Raw genomic sequence first — 15,479 nt, 5'->3', positions numbered from 1 at the left:
CCCGCAGTCACAAGGACCCGTATGAAACCCATTGCAGTCACCATCCTGACCGGCTTTTTGGGCGCCGGCAAAACCACCCTGCTGCGCCACATCCTGAACGCCGAACACGGCTATAAAATCGCGGTCATCGAGAATGAGTTCGGCGAAGTGCCGATCGACGATGCGCTGATCGGCGATCGCGCCAGCCGCATCACCACGTTGAGCAACGGCTGCATCTGCTGCAGCAAGTCCAACGAACTGGCGGACGCGCTGCTGGATCTGCTGGACGGCGTCGACAGCGGCCAGCTGGCGTTCGACCGGCTGATCATCGAATGCACCGGCATGGCCGATCCCGGCCCGATTACCCAGACCTTCTTCTCGCACGAGATCCTGTGCGAGCGTTTCCTGCTGGACGGCATCATCACCCTGGTGGACGCGGCGCACGCCGAGCAGCAGCTGAGCCAGTTCAGCATCGCCCAGGCGCAGGTGGGCTACGCCGACCGCCTCCTGCTGACCAAAACCGACGTGGCGCCGGACTGCGAGGCGCTGATCCAGCGGCTGCAGCGGATGAACGCCCGCGCGCCGGTCTACCAGGTGACGCACGGCGACATCGATCTGAGCGTGCTGTTCGACATCGAAGGCTTTACGCTGAACGACAAGCTCAACCTGACGCCGCCCACCCCGCTGTTCCACCGCATCCCGCAGCCGCAGAGCGACATCCGCTCAATTGTCGTGACGCTGGAACGCCCGCTGCCGCTGATGCAAATCTCCGAGGTGATGGAAGGCCTGCTGCTGGAATACGCCGACAACCTGCTGCGCTACAAAGGCATACTGTCTATCGAAGACGAACCGCGCCGCCTGCTGTTCCAGGGCGTGCAGCGGCTGTATAACGCCGACTGGGATCGGGAGTGGCTGCCGGAGGAAGAGCGCAAGAGTACGCTGGTGTTTATCGGCGTGGATCTGCCGGAGGAAGAGATTCGGGGAAGGATTGGGGGGTTGGGGTAAGATAAACCATTCCCCAGGCCAACACGGCCCATATTCAGCAAACTCAAGGATGAACGATGGCAAACAACGTGATGATAGTAGGATTAAAGGCGCTTAACCTGTGCGCGAGCGCCTATATCGTCATCAAACTGAGCACGGTGTTAGCCATCGGCATCATGTTTCTTATTGTCTCTTACGCCGGCGTGGAGGACGTTGGGCTGTCCAATCTCCTCGCCGGGGCGCTCATCATCCTGCCGCTGTTGGTCGTCGTCGGTGGCACGCTTATCGTCTGCGCCGTCGCCGCCTATCTCAACCTAAAGGCGCCCTATCGTAAAAAAGCGCTGTTCTTTAGCCTGCTGCTGGGCAGCATCTCTGCGGCTGGCCTGCTGCTGCCCTACACACGCGAGTTCGCGCTATCCACGGCAGCCGCCAGCGCCCTGGCGTTGGGCAGCGCGCTGGGGATTTTTGCTTTGTCGAAGAGGCGGGTTCAAGCGTTGTAGCGCCTGAAAAAGACGGGTAGCGATTATTCCTTTCCCCAATACGGCCCCGCCGCCACCGACTCGCGCTCGATCAGGCTGGCCGGGAAGCTGGGGCGCTTGCTCAGTTCGCCGCCGTCCAGCATCGACAGCAGGCGGTTGACGGTCTCCTGGATCATCTCGGTGACCGGCATCTTCATGCTCGACAGCGACGGCACGGTATAGGGCGCCAATGGGATGTCGTCGAAGCCGATCACCGATACCGCCTCCGGCACCGCCACGCCGCGCTCTGTCAGCCGCTTCATCGCGCCGATGGCCATTTCGTCGTTGCCCGCGACGATGGCGCTGAACGGTTGCCCGCCGGCCAGCAGCGCATCGACCGCCGCCACGCCGCTTTGCGCGTGCCATTTCCCCTCGACGATCAACGCCTCGTTAACCGCGATGCCCTCCTGCCCCAGCGCGGATTTGTAGCCGGAAAGCCGCTCCAGCCCGGTGGGGGAATCGAGCGAGCCGGTGATAAAGGCGATGTCGCGATGGCCGCGCGCGATCAGGTGCGCCACCGCCGCCGCGCCGGCGGCGTGCTGATCGCTGAAGATGCAGTAGCTGTCGTTCAGCCGCAGCCGCCGGTTGATCACCAGAATCGGCTGGCGGTGTTGGGAGACGATCTCGTCCATTTCCGCGATCGACAGAAAACGCGGGTAGATGATCACCCCGTCGCAGCGCAGATCCAGCAAAAACTGAATGGCGGCCCGCTCCTCTTCGGCGGTGTGCTTGCCGTCCGCCAGGATCAGTTGGCGGCCGTTCGCCTCCATGATGCGCGCCGACTGCGCCATCAGTTCGCTGAAATAGTTGCCGCTGTAGAGGGTGTTGGTGACCACCAGGCCGAGGGTTTGGGTGGTGTTGGTCGCCAGGCTGCGCGCCAGCAGGTTGGGCCGATAGCCGGTTTCCGCGATGGCTTTATCCACCAACGCGCGTTTCTCCTCGCTGACATAGCCGCTGCCGGACAAAACGCGCGACACCGTCGCCTTTGAAACGCCGGCCTTTTTCGCCACCTCGAGTATCGTTGCCATCTGTGCGCCGCCAAAATCCATGGGTTCAGCGCAGTCTACCCAAGACGCCCGGCGTTTGGAACGTTTTCACGCCCCTGCACATCGGTATGCGCTTACCCCTAACGATCCAGATCACGAAAACGCAACGCCAAAAATCATAGTTCTTGCCAACCATGAAACACCAATACATGATTTTGTGAAACCGGTTTCTTATGGGCGTTTCATATGGATGGAACGACGGATCGCCCAGGCAGTAAATATTCGCCTTTGGGCTATCCGAATTGCTATCTGAGAGACGACACGCCATGCCGAAGAACTACGCAGAGATCTCGCACGCTATCGTGGCCGCCCTGGGCGGCGCGGGCAATATCGAGGCCGTGACCCACTGCATGACCCGCCTGAGATTCGTGGTGAAAGACAAAACGCGGATCGACACGCCGGCGCTGAAGGCCATCGACGGCGTGCTGGGCGTGGTGCACAGCGGCGAGCAGTGCCAGGTGATCATCGGCAACGAGGTGGCCAAGGCCTATCAGGCGGTGCTGGCGCTCGGCATGCCGGGCGCGGCGGCCCCCGCCGCCCCGGTAAAACGCCAGCTCACCCTTAAGGGCATCGGCACCGGCATTCTCGACGCGCTGGTGGGCACCATGTCGCCCCTGATCCCCGCCATCATCGGCGGCTCGATGGTGAAGCTGCTGGCGATGATCCTGGACATGGCCGGCGTATTCGAGAAAGGCTCCTCGACCCTCGTCATCCTCAACGTGATCGGCGACGGCGCGTTCTTCTTCCTGCCGGTGATGGTCGCCGCCTCGGCGGCGCTGAAGTTCAAAACCAACATGTCATTGGCGATCGCCATCGCCGGGGTGCTGGTGCATCCCAACTTTATCGATCTGATGGCCAAGGCGGCGCAGGGCCAGGCGGTGGAATTCGCCTTCATCCCGGTGACGGCGGTGAAATACACCTACACGGTGATCCCGGCGCTGGTGATGACCTGGATCCTGTCGCACATCGAACGCGGGGTGGATCGCATCACCCCGGCGGTGACCAAGAACTTCCTCAAGCCGATGCTGATCGTGCTGATCGCCGCGCCGATCGCCATTCTGCTTATTGGCCCGCTCGGCATCTGGATCGGCAGCGGCATCTCTGCGCTGGTCTACACCGTGCACGGCTATCTGGGCTGGCTTTCCGTAGCCATCATGGGGGCGATCTGGCCGCTGCTGGTGATCACCGGCATGCACCGGGTGTTTACCCCGACCATCATCCAGACCATCGCCGAGACCGGCAAAGAGGGCATGGTGATGCCTTCGGAGATCGGCGCCAACCTGTCGCTGGGCGGCGCTTCGCTGGCGGTGGCGCTGAAAACCAAGAACCGCGAGCTGCGCCAGACCGCGCTGGCCGCCGCCGCTTCCGCCATCGTGGCGGGGATTTCCGAACCGGCGCTGTACGGCGTGGCGGTGCGCCTGAAGCGGCCGCTGATCGCCAGCCTGATCAGCGGCTTCGTCTGCGGCGCGGTCGCCGGCATCGGCGGGTTGGCCAGCCATTCGATGGCCTCGCCCGGGCTGTTCACCAGCGTGCAGTTCTTCGATCCGGCCAACCCGATGAGCATCGTGTGGGTGGTGGCGGTGATGGCGCTCTCGGTGGTGCTGTCGTTCGCGCTCACGCTGATGCTGGGCTTCGAGGATCTGCCGGAAAACGCCGCCGCGCCCGGCCAAACCGCACCGGCGGCGAACGCCGCCAGCGCAACGCATTGAGACACCAGAGGATTGCATGTCCGATTCAACATTCCCGACAGGATTTTTATGGGGCGGCGCTTTAGCCGCCAACCAGGCGGAAGGCGGCTATCGCGAGGGCGGCAAAGGGCTGACCACCGTCGATATGATCCCGCACGGCGCCAACCGCATGGCGGTCAAACTCGGGCTGGAGAAGCGCTTTAGCCTGCGCGACGACGAATTTTATCCCAGCCACGACGCCATCGATTTCTACCACCGCTACCGCGACGACATCGCGCTGATGGCGGAGATGGGCTTTACCGTGTTCCGCACCTCCATCGCCTGGAGCCGCATCTACCCCAACGGCGACGAGCTGACACCCAACCCCGAGGGCATCGCCTTCTACCGCAGCCTGTTCGAAGAGTGCCGCCAATACGGCATCGAGCCGCTGGTGACCCTGTGCCATTTCGACGTGCCGATGCACCTGGTGACCGAATACGGCTCCTGGCGCAGCCGCAAGATGGTGGAGTTCTTCACCCGCTACGCCCACACCTGCTTCGAGGCCTTCGACGGGCTGGTGAAATACTGGCTGACCTTCAACGAGATCAACATCCTGCTGCACAGCCCGTTCTCCGGCGCCGGGCTGGTGTTTGAAGCGGACGAAAACCCCGAACAGGTGAAATACCAGGCTGCGCACCACGAACTGGTGGCCAGCGCGCTGGCGACGCGCATCGCCCACGAAGTGAACCCCGCCAACCAGGTGGGCTGCATGCTGGCCGGCGGCAACTTCTACCCGTGGTCCAGCAAGCCGGAAGACGTGTGGGCCGCGCTGGAGAAAGACCGCGAGAACCTGTTCTTTATCGACGTGCAGGCGCGCGGCACTTACCCCTCCTACGCCGCCCGCGTATTCCGTGAGAAAGACGTCAGCATCGTCATGGAACCGGAAGACGCCGACATCCTGAAGCACACCGTCGACTTCGTCTCCTTCAGCTACTACGCCTCGCGCTGCGCCTCCGCCGACATGAACGACAACAACAGCAGCGCCGCCAACGTGGTGAAATCGCTGGCGAACCCGCACGTGCCGCGCAGCGACTGGGGCTGGGGCATCGATCCGCTGGGGCTGCGCATCACCATGAACATGATGTACGACCGCTACCAAAAGCCGCTGTTCCTGGTGGAAAACGGCCTGGGCGCGCACGACGAGCTCAATGCAGCAGGCGAGATTGAGGACGACTACCGCATCAGCTACCTGCGCGAACACATCCGCGCCATGGCCGACGCCATCGCCGACGGCGTGCCGGTGCTGGGTTACACCACCTGGGGCTGCATCGACCTGGTGGCCGCCTCGACCGGCGAAATGAGCAAGCGCTACGGCTTTGTCTACGTCGACCGCGACGACCAGGGCAACGGCACCCTCGCCCGCACCCGCAAGAAATCGTTCTGGTGGTATAAGAAAGTGATCGCCAGCAATGGGGGGGATTTGAGGTAGGTTTGGGCGGTGGGGTTGGGGGCTTAAATTCGCTTAAGCTGCCCCAGCTTGTGTTCCGTTTTTCGTTGCAATATGGCAAAGAACCCTACCGCTGTCGTGCCCCAGCTCTCCGGCATAAATTCATCTGAAAAATGCTCCGCCATGCCTTCGTTTATACGCCCTGCATAAGTAGCCTGAAACTCTTTAGTCTCCTCGAGGATATCGCGGATGACTTGAGTGCCGTTTTGCTCCAGGAAGCCGTCAATCACCCTCTCGGCCGTTTCGGCATCAGTAAACAGATCATAATCCTGACCGAAGTAAATACTGAATAGGCTACTGAGCTCGCTAAAGTGATTGCGAATCACGGTGGTGTTCAAAGCACTTTCACTGCAGCGCTTCTGGCCTGTTGTAGGAATGCGGGAACCGTGGTTCCCCATAGCTCCGGGCTGAAGGTAAAACCGAAACGTTGGCTGAATAATGACTCCACATTATCCTGCGCCAATAACGCATCTATCTCATTGACCAAATCCTCGCGCTGCTGATGAGTCGCCAGACGAATGTACTCTGCGATCAGCGCAGTAATATCGCCCTCTGCATTTATCAGGTCATAATCTTGACCAAAATAAACAACGATCAGGTTATCAAGTTCGCTGGTTTTCATCGGCTTATCTCGCAGGGAAGGCGCTAAGGATAAAGTAAGGTTTGCCATTATAGCGGGTAAATTCAATCACAACGCCAACCCGGTGACATTGATAGACGTCAGTGCTGCCGCGTAACACGCCGTAACCCACTGACTCTGAAAAATTATGATACACGCTCAAACGGCTGCCGGGAGATGCGTACTTTACCCAATTCATAATATCTGCACGGTTCGCCTTGACCGTGACAGATACATACTTTTCGGCCTCCTTTACCGATCTGAAGGTACTTGCCGCGATCAGTTTCGGGCGCCTGGCTAGCCTGGCAATAAGCGCTTCCGGAGCTATGTTTATATGCCGAGCCAATGTGTGCCCGCCCGGATATTTACCGCTAACGGACTCATGCTCAATCAGCTTAACCCGCCCCATGCGCACGGATGCGGCTCTGGCAGCACCAACCGCTCCGGCAAAGACTAAAGGCACGGCAATATCGACCGTTAAACCGACGTTATAGGCCGTTTCCCTATCGGCACCCAGTGTTTGCGCCAATAAAACGGCAGACTGATAAGTATCGGTAGTTGTTGGATGCCCGGTAATCATCTGATTGGAAGCAGCTTTGATGCTGTCCAGGCTATGCGTTCCCACCACCACACACCCGACTTTGGTGATAAACGTCGGATCCGGCGCATAGCACAACACCCCCGCCCCCATCAGCTCAACGACACCACCGGCAAGCCCCAAACCGCCAAGCAGACGGTTACTGAGCGTTTCGCCTTCAGTGACGCTTTCATCAGACAGTACCGCCGCAAGCTGCACCGGCGACAAGGCAATACGCAACTCATCTTCATTCGCCATGTTCGTTCATCCGTGAATTAGCAAAGCCGTATGATTAACATAAGCTCTAGAAAGGATAAATACTGGAACGGTTAACATTTAGTAGCGCGAATAGAGGATTACTGAGCATAACATTCATTTAGAGAATGGAATGCCATGAATTATATTCACTATATATAGACAACATTACAAATATAAAAGAGCACCATAAATAACTGCGATCTGTATTCCAATGCTGAAAGCAAACAAACTGTAATTCCATACAGCTTATTTTTTCCTTTTACTGATAACGCTATAGTTTTTTCGCTGCGGCAAAATCCGCAGCCGGAGTTAGCGTTCCGAACACTTACACAAGGCAGCATTATGTATATAATGTTGGGGCTTTAAACATCCAGAATTATGGTGGCCCAAGTGGGGGCTTCGCAAGAAGCGCCGGTTTCCTTCGTGTCCGGTAACGCTAACTCCGCTTGGGCTACCACCATGGGTTTAGCGTCTCATGTGGTAGTACGCATACTACACACTAAGGATAAAGACACATGGAAAATGTCGCCATCACCGAAAACACCACAAGTACCCTCACCCTTTATCGCCAACTGTTTAACCACCTCGATCTTAGCGCTTTCAATCCCTCAGAACTCTTAGACCTGGCCGCCCTCTCTGCCGAACAGGCGGAAGGGCTGTGCCACGGCCTGATACTGTTTGGCCACTTACTGCAAAAGCACCCACAGTTGGATACCGAAGGCTGGGAACAACTGAACCGCTACCTCAACGCCACGGCGCATCTGGTTCCTGCGCTATGTAACCTTTATGGACGTGCGTTGCGGGAGATGGAAGGCGTAGAACGATGAACTGTAGTAGCAGTGCTAGCCTTTGACCATCACTGCTACACTAAACTCATTGTCTACATCCAGACCTGAAGGAAATTCACTGGATATTTATCCATACACCTTTTAACTGGGTATAGTGAGTGATAAGCTATCACTAAGTCGTTCCACATTTGGAAAATGTTATTATGCAAGAGTTCCAAGAGTATGCCAGAAAGCTGCGTGTCGAAGCAGAACATCAGCAACAAACCAGACAAGAGCAAGACAAAGCTCTGGTCGAGAAACTGGTAGAAATTTACGATCAAAAAGCCATAGCTGAGCTTTTGCGTGAGGTCAGCGGGAGCTACGAGTGGACTCGTGAGTCACTCAATCGTTGGCTGAAGGGGAAAACCCCACAAAAAGTTTTGACAGAGGAAGAGTTCAAGTTACTTAGATCGATGTTGCCGGAACCTTCCCGGTTTCACCCCAACTATAAATTCCGCTTTATCGATCTGTTTGCTGGTATCGGTGGCATTCGCAAAGGTTTTGAAGACATCGGTGGGCAGTGCGTGTTTACCAGTGAGTGGAACAAAGAGGCTGTTCGTACCTACAAAGCGAACTGGTACTGCGATCCTGAACATCACAAATTTAATTCAGATATACGTGAAATAACTCTTAGCGAAGATAATGATGTCTCCGTTCAGGATGCTTATAAAAATATTGATAAAGAAATCCCTGATCACGATGTATTACTCGCAGGCTTCCCCTGCCAGCCATTCTCCCTTGCAGGGGTATCCAAGAAGAACTCACTTGGCCGTGCTCACGGTTTCGAGTGTGAGACTCAGGGTACATTGTTTTTTGATGTTGCACGGATCATTGCGGCCAAAAAACCTGCAATCTTTCTGCTAGAAAACGTTAAAAATCTTAAAAGCCATGATAAAGGAAAAACATTCAAAATTATCATGGAAACGTTAGATGAATTAGGTTATGAAGTTGCTGATGCTCAGGCTTCAGGCCCCAGCGATCCTAAAATCATCGATGGAAAAAACTTCTTACCTCAACATCGTGAACGTATCGTGTTAGTGGGATTCCGACGCGATCTCAATATTCATAGTGGTTTTACATTGAACGATTTACATCGTTTCTTCCCAGAGAATCGCCCCTCTTTCGGTGAGTTATTAATAGAGAACCCACCTGAAAAATATATTCTTACGGAGCATCTATGGAAGTATTTGTATAACTACGCAAAAAAACATCAGGCTAAAGGAAATGGCTTTGGTTTTGGCTTAGTCGATCCGAAAAACAAGGCAAGTATTGCCAGAACACTCTCAGCACGCTATCACAAAGACGGTTCAGAGATTCTCATCGACAGGGGTTGGGACATGAAGCTCGGTGAAACAAACTTCTCAGATCCCAACAACCAGGCCAACAGACCACGTCGTTTAATGCCCAAAGAATGCGCCAGAATTATGGGTTTTGAAAAACCTGATGGCGAATCATTCCGCATCCCTGTTTCAGATACTCAGGCATACCGGCAGTTCGGTAACTCAGTCATTGTCCCCGCTTTTGCAGCCGTTGCTAAGTTGCTTGAACCTTACATTGTTTCTGCTGTTGAAAAAGATAACAGTAAAGCTGCTTGAGGTGAAAAATGGCTGATGTGCATACCCCCGCAGTCAGAAGTAAAAATATGCGGGCCATACGCAATCAAAATACAGCCATTGAGAAAAAGCTATCCCAGCTTCTGGACGAAGCGGGGATAGCTTACCGTACTCAAGTTACGGACCTGCCAGGTAAACCTGATTTTGTTCTCGATGCATATAAAGCCGTCATCTTTGTTCATGGATGCTTCTGGCATCAACATGATTGCTATCTGTTCAAGATACCAGCTACAAGAACAGATTTTTGGCTAAAAAAAATTGATGCAAATGTGAAACGAGATAATAAAGTCACGGAATTATTATCAGAGCAAGGATGGCGCGAGTTGATTATATGGGAGTGCGCCATGAAAGGACGGCTCAAGCTTTCAACCAGAGCACTTTCAGAAAGAATTGAAGAATGGTTGTGTGCTAGCGATTCACATGCGGCTATTGATTCTAAAGGTATTCACAAACCAAATAATTAGCATTATAACAATATTAACTCAATGCTCCTTCTATGCAAAGAAAAGGCCTCACGACTAACTAAAATTTAGTCTTTTACCATCGACATCTGACCAATAACATGGATAATAGATTCATAGTAATAGATAGGTGGTATACATAACGATATTGATGAGAGGGATTAAGTGTCTAACTTTCAACATTGGCTAATAGAAAAGTCGTCAGATAATTGGTACATACATATAAAAAGACTCTCGGCAAATGATACCGGAGCTAGCGGTGGCCATCAATCTGGTGTTTATCTTCCTAATAATTCAGCAAATTTTATTTTTCCATCAATTAATCGGATTGATAAAAAGAACCCATCAGTGTCTCTTACTGCAAAAATAATTTCCCATGAAGCCAATGACTCTCAAGTAAGAGCTGTATATTACAACAGTAAACTAAGAAATCTTAACTCAAATGGCCGTAATGAAACTCGTATCACTTGTTGGGGTGGACAAAAAAATCCAGTACAGAGCCAAAATAATACAGGTGCCATAGCTATCTTTGCTTTTTATAGCCCAGATAATACAAAAGATTGTGAGCTTGTCGAAGTATGGGTGTGCAACTCCATTGAAGAAGAAGATTTACTTGAAGCAATTATTGGTGAAGTATTGCCTGGGACGGCGCTATCAGGGCCATCAGATCAGATATTGGGCGGTTTCGTTATTGATGATAGTGATTGGAAATCTCATAATTATACAATACCTGATTCATGGAAATTAACGTTCCCCAGCAGCAATGATATTATAGAATATCTTCCAAATATTTTTAAATTCAAAGCTAATACTCCAGATAAATTATTATTAGAACGACGTGATAAAGAATACTCCTTGTTCAGAAAAATCGAGGAAATTCACGTCATAGATAAAATAAAAGAAGGCTTCAACTCCGTAGAGGAATTCATTAAACTTGCGAATTCTGTCAGTAATCGCCGAAAATCTCGTTCAGGAAAATCACTTGAGATGCATCTTGAGAAAATATTTCTTGCGAATGGCCTTAAAAATTTTTCTACACAAAGCATTACCGAGGGAAAAAAGAAACCTGACTTTCTTTTCCCATCTTGGATGGAATATCACAATCCAGCATATCCTGCAGAGAAATTAAGAATGTTAGCAGTTAAAACGACCTGTAAAGATCGCTGGAGACAGGCGCTGAATGAGGCTAATCGTATTGATAGAATACATTTGTTTACTCTCCAAGAAGGCGTCTCAGTAAATCAGTTTATGGAAATGAAAGACGCCGGAGTTACATTGGTTGTTCCAAAACCTTTACACAAAAAATATCCTGAAAAAATCAGAAATGAATTAGTTTCCTTGAATGACTTCATTAGCGAGATTTTGTCTATCTATGCATAAATCATAGCATTAAGTTAATAGTTTACATCATCGCCCCCGGATATGTTACTCTAGGAAATAAAATACATGATATACTGAATGGGATCTTCTGATAGAGCAATCACAAGTAAGCTATGTTTTCCCATTTTATAGTTAGCAATTTAAAGAAGTTATTTCAGTAAAATATGGCAAACATCGCCAATATACGGCTGTTACTGTTCCGGAATCATCTGTTAGTTAACAATAATAACTTTACAGGGTTTTCGTGCCTAGGCTCAATGGGATAAAATAGTGCAAAATTTAAGACAGGAGTGTGAATATGGATTCAATTATTAGCTATAAAATCCGCCCAGCGGGAAGACATATACTCACCATTGGAAGAGACTTAATCCAAGACAGTTATGCAGCTGTCGTTGAGTTGGTAAAGAATGCTTATGATGCTGACTCACCTGACATACATATTGAATTTCGAGCGACCCCAAATTTAAATACAACTACAATTGTCATTACTGATCGTGGGCATGGTATGTCCAGAGATACCGTCGTTAATAAATGGATGGTTCCCTCTACCAAGGATAAACAAGAAAGACGAAAAAGCCCCTCTGGAAGGATAATGCAGGGACGGAAAGGAGTTGGCCGATATGCAGCTTCTATTCTAGGAACCGATTTTCTATTAGAAACAGTAGATAATCATGGAGATAAAACAACAGCCTTTATTGAATGGGATGCATTTGAAAATGCTGAGTTTCTTGAAGATGTTGAGATCCTCATCGAGACAATACCTACATTAGAACCCTCTGGCACAAAACTAACAATGTCTGGAGATATTAATGTGTTACAAGAGTGGGATCAAACCCAGTTTAATAAACTTAGGTTTGAGTTAAAAAAATTAATCCCGCCAATTAGCTCAATAAATAATAATGATTTTTCTGAAGATTTTCGTATCACACTTAGTATTGAAGGCTTTCCTAATGTTGACGACATTATAGAAAAAATCGTTCCCTATCCTATATTTGATCTATTTGATTATCGCATCACCGGATTTATAGGTGCCGATGGAAATGGTACATTGAGATATTCCCAACAGAATGCACGTAATACGTTTGAGGATGAGATTATTTTCGATAGCAGTACGGGTTCTTCTTGCGGTGATCTATTTTTTGATATTCGTGCTTACGACCGTGACAAAAATGCTATTGAATCGTTGATTGAACGCGGACTAAGGGATGAAAGAGGTAATTATGTTGGAAAACTTCAAGCGCGCCAATTGCTGAATGAGTACAACGGAATTGGTGTTTACCGTAATGGATTTCGAATTCGTCCACTAGGAGATGCTGACTTTGATTGGCTGAAACTCAATGAACAACGTATCCAAAATCCATCATTACGTATTGGTAATAACCAAGTTATCGGTTATGTTCTTATTCAATCAGACGAATCATCCGGCCTAGTAGAAAAAAGTGCACGTGATGGCCTTAAAGAGAACAAGGCTTTTTCCCGTTTGAAAGAAATCACAAGAATGGTAATTTCTAAATTGGAGGAGCGCAGATTTGATTACAGAAGAACAGCTGGAATAAGTCGGCCTGCAACTAAAGTCGAGCGTGAGTTAGAAGGGCTATTTTCTTTTGATGCTTTGAAAAAAGACATTAGTTTCCGACTAACTAAAGGTGGGGTAGATCAGCAAACGGTTCGTGAAGTGTTTGAAATAATTGATCGGGATGCTGAAGAAAAGAATAAAGTAGCTGACGATATTCGCCAAACTGTTGCTATTTATCAAGGTCAAGCCACACTTGGCAAAATTATCAACGTTATTCTACATGAGGGACGTCGTCCTCTCAATTACTTCAACAACCAGATTCCTAACATGAGTTTCTGGGCTAATAGATTTCGTCAAGAAAATGATATTGAGTCATTGGAAATGGTTATACCAATAGCTGAGGGAATTGCTGAAAATGCCGACATCTTCGTTAAATTATTTAGTAGGCTAGATCCATTAGCCGCGGGCAAACGTGTGGCTAAGAAACTATTTGATCTAAAAAAGATAATTCAAGATTCTTTTTCTGTCTTCACGGAGGAAATGAAAACTCAAAATGTTCAGCTGAGAGTTATCGGCGAAGATGGAATTAAATTCTTATCTTGGCAACAGGATATTTATGCTATTTTCACCAACCTTGCTGATAATAGTCTTTATTGGATGGAAAACAAAAAAATCACCGACCGACAGATAATCGTAGAGATCGTTACAGACAATGGGGTTTTACTCCATATCGATTATCACGATACAGGCCCAGGCATAGAGCCTAAATTCATATCAAGTGAAATGATATTTGAACCAGAATTTTCAACAAAAAAATCGGGTACCGGATTAGGGTTAGCCATTGCAGGTGAAGCTGCAATGCGTAATGGTTTGGAGTTAAAAGCCTTTGAGGCTAAGCCTGGTGCGTGGTTCCGACTGCAACCGATTACGGAGGATAATGAATCAAATGAGTAAATTCAGACTATTGTTGGTGGAGGATAATGAGCAAGACCGCGAGGTGTGCAGAGATACAATTATTCGTTATCGAGCCCAAACCCATCGTGATATAGAACTAATTGAGTGTGAAAACCTAGAAGAAGCACTTGAGAAAATCGATAACACCTTCGACGGAGCCATTATCGATATGAAACTGGCTGAACAAGGAAATGAGGGTAATCAAGTAATACAACTTATTGAGCAGTCTCAATTAAGAATCCCTGTTGCAATTCTTACTGGAACTCCGGATCCAGTAAATACTGATTTCGTAAATATTGGTATATTTAAAAAGGGCGATCCCGGTGCTAAATATGAGGATCTTCTCAACATTTTTTGGAAAATTTACGATACTGGCTTAACAAGAATTATGGGAGGTCGTGGTATTATTGAATCTACCCTCTATCAAGTCTTCCGCGGAAATCTACTACCGCAAAAAGAAAAATGGATGCTATATGGTTCTCAATGCCCCGAAAGAACGGAGAAAGCACTACTCCGACATGCCTTATCTCATTTATTGCAACTATTAGATGATGATGGAGATCGTAGCTACCCAGAAGAAATGTATTTATATCCCCCATTAACAGTACAAATAAAAACTGGAAGTATTGTAACAGAGCTTACGGGGAGCGTAAAATACGTAGTAATGAATCCTGCCTGCGACTTAGTAATGCGTGCACCAAACAAGTGTAATACAGATAGAATCTTACTCGCGGAAATCATACCACAACAACAACTGTTCCCAGACTTTCCAAATACTGGTTATAGTAATTCACAAAAAGGGGAGTTGCAGAAAGCATTTAGAAATAACAAAGCAACGTATTTTCATTGGCTTCCAAAAACTAATTTTTTTGATGGAGGTTTCATTAATTTTAGAAATATCTCAACCGTTTCTTATGATAGTTTTTTTGAAATGTATTCGCAACCTGAAATACAGGTTTCATCATCATTTATTAAAGAGATTATTGCAAGATTTTCAATTTATTATGCCCGCCAAGGTCAGCCAGATATAAATTTCGATAATTTCATCACCCCACCATAAACTACCATTGAAATTTCTGATGTTTATATTAAATGCTCATCAGAAATTTCATTTAAGCTTCACTAAAGCGAATTATGCATTTAATGGTGAATTTTTCCTGCCCCTCGCATAGTCGCTGTCAACACAGGAAATTAAGTTTGGAAGCCATTTTAAAACGCGCCTGATTGACTTCGCCCGGCGTTAACACCCACGTGCTCGCTTCCTATTGTGGTTCCATCCTGGAACTCCTTTATCCGAAAGGGTTCAATGAAACGCCATTTTAGTCTTTAAGGTCAATCAGATAGGCCTTAGGAAAGCATCAGGAAGATCCGGTTTTTACTGAAATGGGAAATACGTCAATATAGAGTAAAGTGTGTAGGTAATTGCGGCAGGCAGATCCCAGGCACAAAAAAACCACCTTTCGGTGGCTTCTTGTTCGCGCGGTACTTAATGGTGCGAAGGCCGGACTCGAATTACACACCCAACAGACTGATATCAATGTAGTTTATAAGAAGGAATAATTAATTATACCCG

General features: G+C 49.3%; 15 protein-coding genes. 11 read left to right on the top strand and 4 right to left on the bottom strand.

Features of this window, described 5'->3' with window-relative positions; genetic code table 11:
- Positions 1–21 precede the first annotated feature (21 nt).
- Positions 22–984, top strand: a complete 963-nt coding sequence (yjiA, locus tag ACJ8KE_RS14725) for a GTPase (protein ID WP_274985200.1) — start codon at positions 22–24, stop codon at positions 982–984.
- A 56-nt stretch (positions 985–1,040) separates the two neighbouring features.
- The gene (locus ACJ8KE_RS14720) at positions 1,041–1,463 is read left to right on the top strand and encodes a hypothetical protein (protein ID WP_274985199.1); all 423 of its coding nucleotides are present in this window, start codon (positions 1,041–1,043) and stop codon (positions 1,461–1,463) included.
- A gap of 23 nt (positions 1,464–1,486) precedes the next feature.
- On the opposite strand, the gene ACJ8KE_RS14715 is transcribed toward ACJ8KE_RS14720, so the two are convergent.
- Complete coding sequence (locus ACJ8KE_RS14715; protein WP_442517298.1) at positions 1,487–2,509, bottom strand: LacI family DNA-binding transcriptional regulator; 1,023 nt, start codon at positions 2,507–2,509, stop codon at positions 1,487–1,489.
- A gap of 284 nt (positions 2,510–2,793) precedes the next feature.
- On the opposite strand from ACJ8KE_RS14715, the gene ascF reads away from it, so the two are divergent.
- The gene (gene ascF / locus ACJ8KE_RS14710) at positions 2,794–4,236 is read left to right on the top strand and encodes a PTS cellobiose/arbutin/salicin transporter subunit IIBC (protein WP_116404104.1); all 1,443 of its coding nucleotides are present in this window, start codon (positions 2,794–2,796) and stop codon (positions 4,234–4,236) included.
- A 16-nt stretch (positions 4,237–4,252) separates the two neighbouring features.
- On the top strand, positions 4,253–5,683 hold the full coding sequence (locus ACJ8KE_RS14705) for a 6-phospho-beta-glucosidase (protein WP_306376584.1): 1,431 nt from the start codon (positions 4,253–4,255) through the stop codon (positions 5,681–5,683).
- Between the two features lie 23 nt (positions 5,684–5,706).
- On the opposite strand, the gene ACJ8KE_RS14700 is transcribed toward ACJ8KE_RS14705, so the two are convergent.
- From ACJ8KE_RS14700 to ACJ8KE_RS14690, 3 genes are read right to left on the bottom strand one after another with little or no spacing between them, the layout of a single operon-like run.
- Positions 5,707–6,039 (bottom strand): contact-dependent growth inhibition system immunity protein, encoded by a 333-nt coding sequence (locus ACJ8KE_RS14700; RefSeq protein WP_306376583.1) that lies wholly within the window; start codon positions 6,037–6,039, stop codon positions 5,707–5,709.
- Complete coding sequence (locus tag ACJ8KE_RS14695; protein WP_242141295.1) at positions 6,036–6,323, bottom strand: contact-dependent growth inhibition system immunity protein; 288 nt, start codon at positions 6,321–6,323, stop codon at positions 6,036–6,038. The genes ACJ8KE_RS14700 and ACJ8KE_RS14695 overlap by 4 nt, the downstream gene beginning before the upstream one ends.
- A 4-nt stretch (positions 6,324–6,327) precedes the next feature.
- The gene (locus tag ACJ8KE_RS14690) at positions 6,328–7,155 is read right to left on the bottom strand and encodes an RNase A-like domain-containing protein (RefSeq protein ID WP_306376582.1); all 828 of its coding nucleotides are present in this window, start codon (positions 7,153–7,155) and stop codon (positions 6,328–6,330) included.
- A 378-nt stretch (positions 7,156–7,533) separates the two neighbouring features.
- Here ACJ8KE_RS14690 and ACJ8KE_RS14685 point away from each other — a divergent pair, with 378 nt between their 5' ends.
- The 7 genes from ACJ8KE_RS14685 to ACJ8KE_RS14655 all read left to right on the top strand — a co-directional run bounded on the left by ACJ8KE_RS14685 (position 7,534) and on the right by ACJ8KE_RS14655 (position 14,966).
- Positions 7,534–7,776 carry an ash family protein gene (locus tag ACJ8KE_RS14685; protein WP_306376581.1) on the top strand — a complete coding sequence of 81 codons (243 nt, stop codon included), beginning with the start codon at positions 7,534–7,536 and terminating at the stop codon, positions 7,774–7,776.
- On the top strand, positions 7,671–7,982 hold the full coding sequence (locus ACJ8KE_RS14680) for a hypothetical protein (protein ID WP_306376580.1): 312 nt from the start codon (positions 7,671–7,673) through the stop codon (positions 7,980–7,982). Before ACJ8KE_RS14685 ends, ACJ8KE_RS14680 begins: the two co-directional genes overlap by 106 nt.
- Positions 7,983–8,146: 164 nt before the next feature.
- Entirely contained in the window at positions 8,147–9,577 is a 1,431-nt protein-coding gene (locus tag ACJ8KE_RS14675) for a DNA cytosine methyltransferase (protein WP_049187780.1), read from the top strand.
- An 8-nt stretch (positions 9,578–9,585) separates the two neighbouring features.
- Entirely contained in the window at positions 9,586–10,059 is a 474-nt protein-coding gene (locus ACJ8KE_RS14670) for a very short patch repair endonuclease (RefSeq protein WP_306376579.1), read from the top strand.
- Between the two features lie 162 nt (positions 10,060–10,221).
- Complete coding sequence (locus ACJ8KE_RS14665) at positions 10,222–11,436, top strand: type II restriction endonuclease (RefSeq protein WP_306376578.1); 1,215 nt, start codon at positions 10,222–10,224, stop codon at positions 11,434–11,436.
- Positions 11,437–11,734: 298 nt separating this feature from the next.
- Entirely contained in the window at positions 11,735–13,906 is a 2,172-nt protein-coding gene (locus tag ACJ8KE_RS14660; RefSeq protein WP_306376577.1) for a sensor histidine kinase, read from the top strand.
- A complete protein-coding gene (locus ACJ8KE_RS14655) occupies positions 13,899–14,966 on the top strand; it encodes a hypothetical protein (protein ID WP_306376576.1) in 1,068 nt (355 codons plus the stop codon). Before ACJ8KE_RS14660 ends, ACJ8KE_RS14655 begins: the two co-directional genes overlap by 8 nt.
- Positions 14,967–15,479: the final 513 nt, after the last annotated feature.

It is taken from the genome of Serratia sp. CY56464, from assembly GCF_052168435.1.
In the GTDB taxonomy this organism is placed as follows: Bacteria; Pseudomonadota; Gammaproteobacteria; order Enterobacterales; family Enterobacteriaceae; genus Serratia; species Serratia marcescens.
The sequence above is the reverse complement of the archived record's forward strand: the minus strand, read 5'-3'. Positions and strand labels throughout refer to the sequence as shown.

Excerpts from the sequence above, each read along its gene's own strand:
- yjiA (WP_274985200.1), top strand. The coding sequence starts at position 22 with ATGAAACCCATTGCAGTCACCATCCTGACCGGCTTTTTGGGCGCCGGC.
- ACJ8KE_RS14720 (WP_274985199.1), top strand. The coding sequence starts at position 1,041 with ATGGCAAACAACGTGATGATAGTAGGATTAAAGGCGCTTAACCTGTGC.
- ACJ8KE_RS14715 (WP_442517298.1), bottom strand. The coding sequence starts at position 2,509 with ATGGCAACGATACTCGAGGTGGCGAAAAAGGCCGGCGTTTCAAAGGCG.
- ascF (WP_116404104.1), top strand. The coding sequence starts at position 2,794 with ATGCCGAAGAACTACGCAGAGATCTCGCACGCTATCGTGGCCGCCCTG.
- ACJ8KE_RS14705 (WP_306376584.1), top strand. The coding sequence starts at position 4,253 with ATGTCCGATTCAACATTCCCGACAGGATTTTTATGGGGCGGCGCTTTA.
- ACJ8KE_RS14695 (WP_242141295.1), bottom strand. The coding sequence starts at position 6,323 with ATGAAAACCAGCGAACTTGATAACCTGATCGTTGTTTATTTTGGTCAA.
- ACJ8KE_RS14690 (WP_306376582.1), bottom strand. The coding sequence starts at position 7,155 with ATGGCGAATGAAGATGAGTTGCGTATTGCCTTGTCGCCGGTGCAGCTT.
- ACJ8KE_RS14685 (WP_306376581.1), top strand. The coding sequence starts at position 7,534 with ATGGTGGCCCAAGTGGGGGCTTCGCAAGAAGCGCCGGTTTCCTTCGTG.
- ACJ8KE_RS14680 (WP_306376580.1), top strand. The coding sequence starts at position 7,671 with ATGGAAAATGTCGCCATCACCGAAAACACCACAAGTACCCTCACCCTT.
- ACJ8KE_RS14675 (WP_049187780.1), top strand. The coding sequence starts at position 8,147 with ATGCAAGAGTTCCAAGAGTATGCCAGAAAGCTGCGTGTCGAAGCAGAA.
- ACJ8KE_RS14670 (WP_306376579.1), top strand. The coding sequence starts at position 9,586 with ATGGCTGATGTGCATACCCCCGCAGTCAGAAGTAAAAATATGCGGGCC.
- ACJ8KE_RS14660 (WP_306376577.1), top strand. The coding sequence starts at position 11,735 with ATGGATTCAATTATTAGCTATAAAATCCGCCCAGCGGGAAGACATATA.
- ACJ8KE_RS14655 (WP_306376576.1), top strand. The coding sequence starts at position 13,899 with ATGAGTAAATTCAGACTATTGTTGGTGGAGGATAATGAGCAAGACCGC.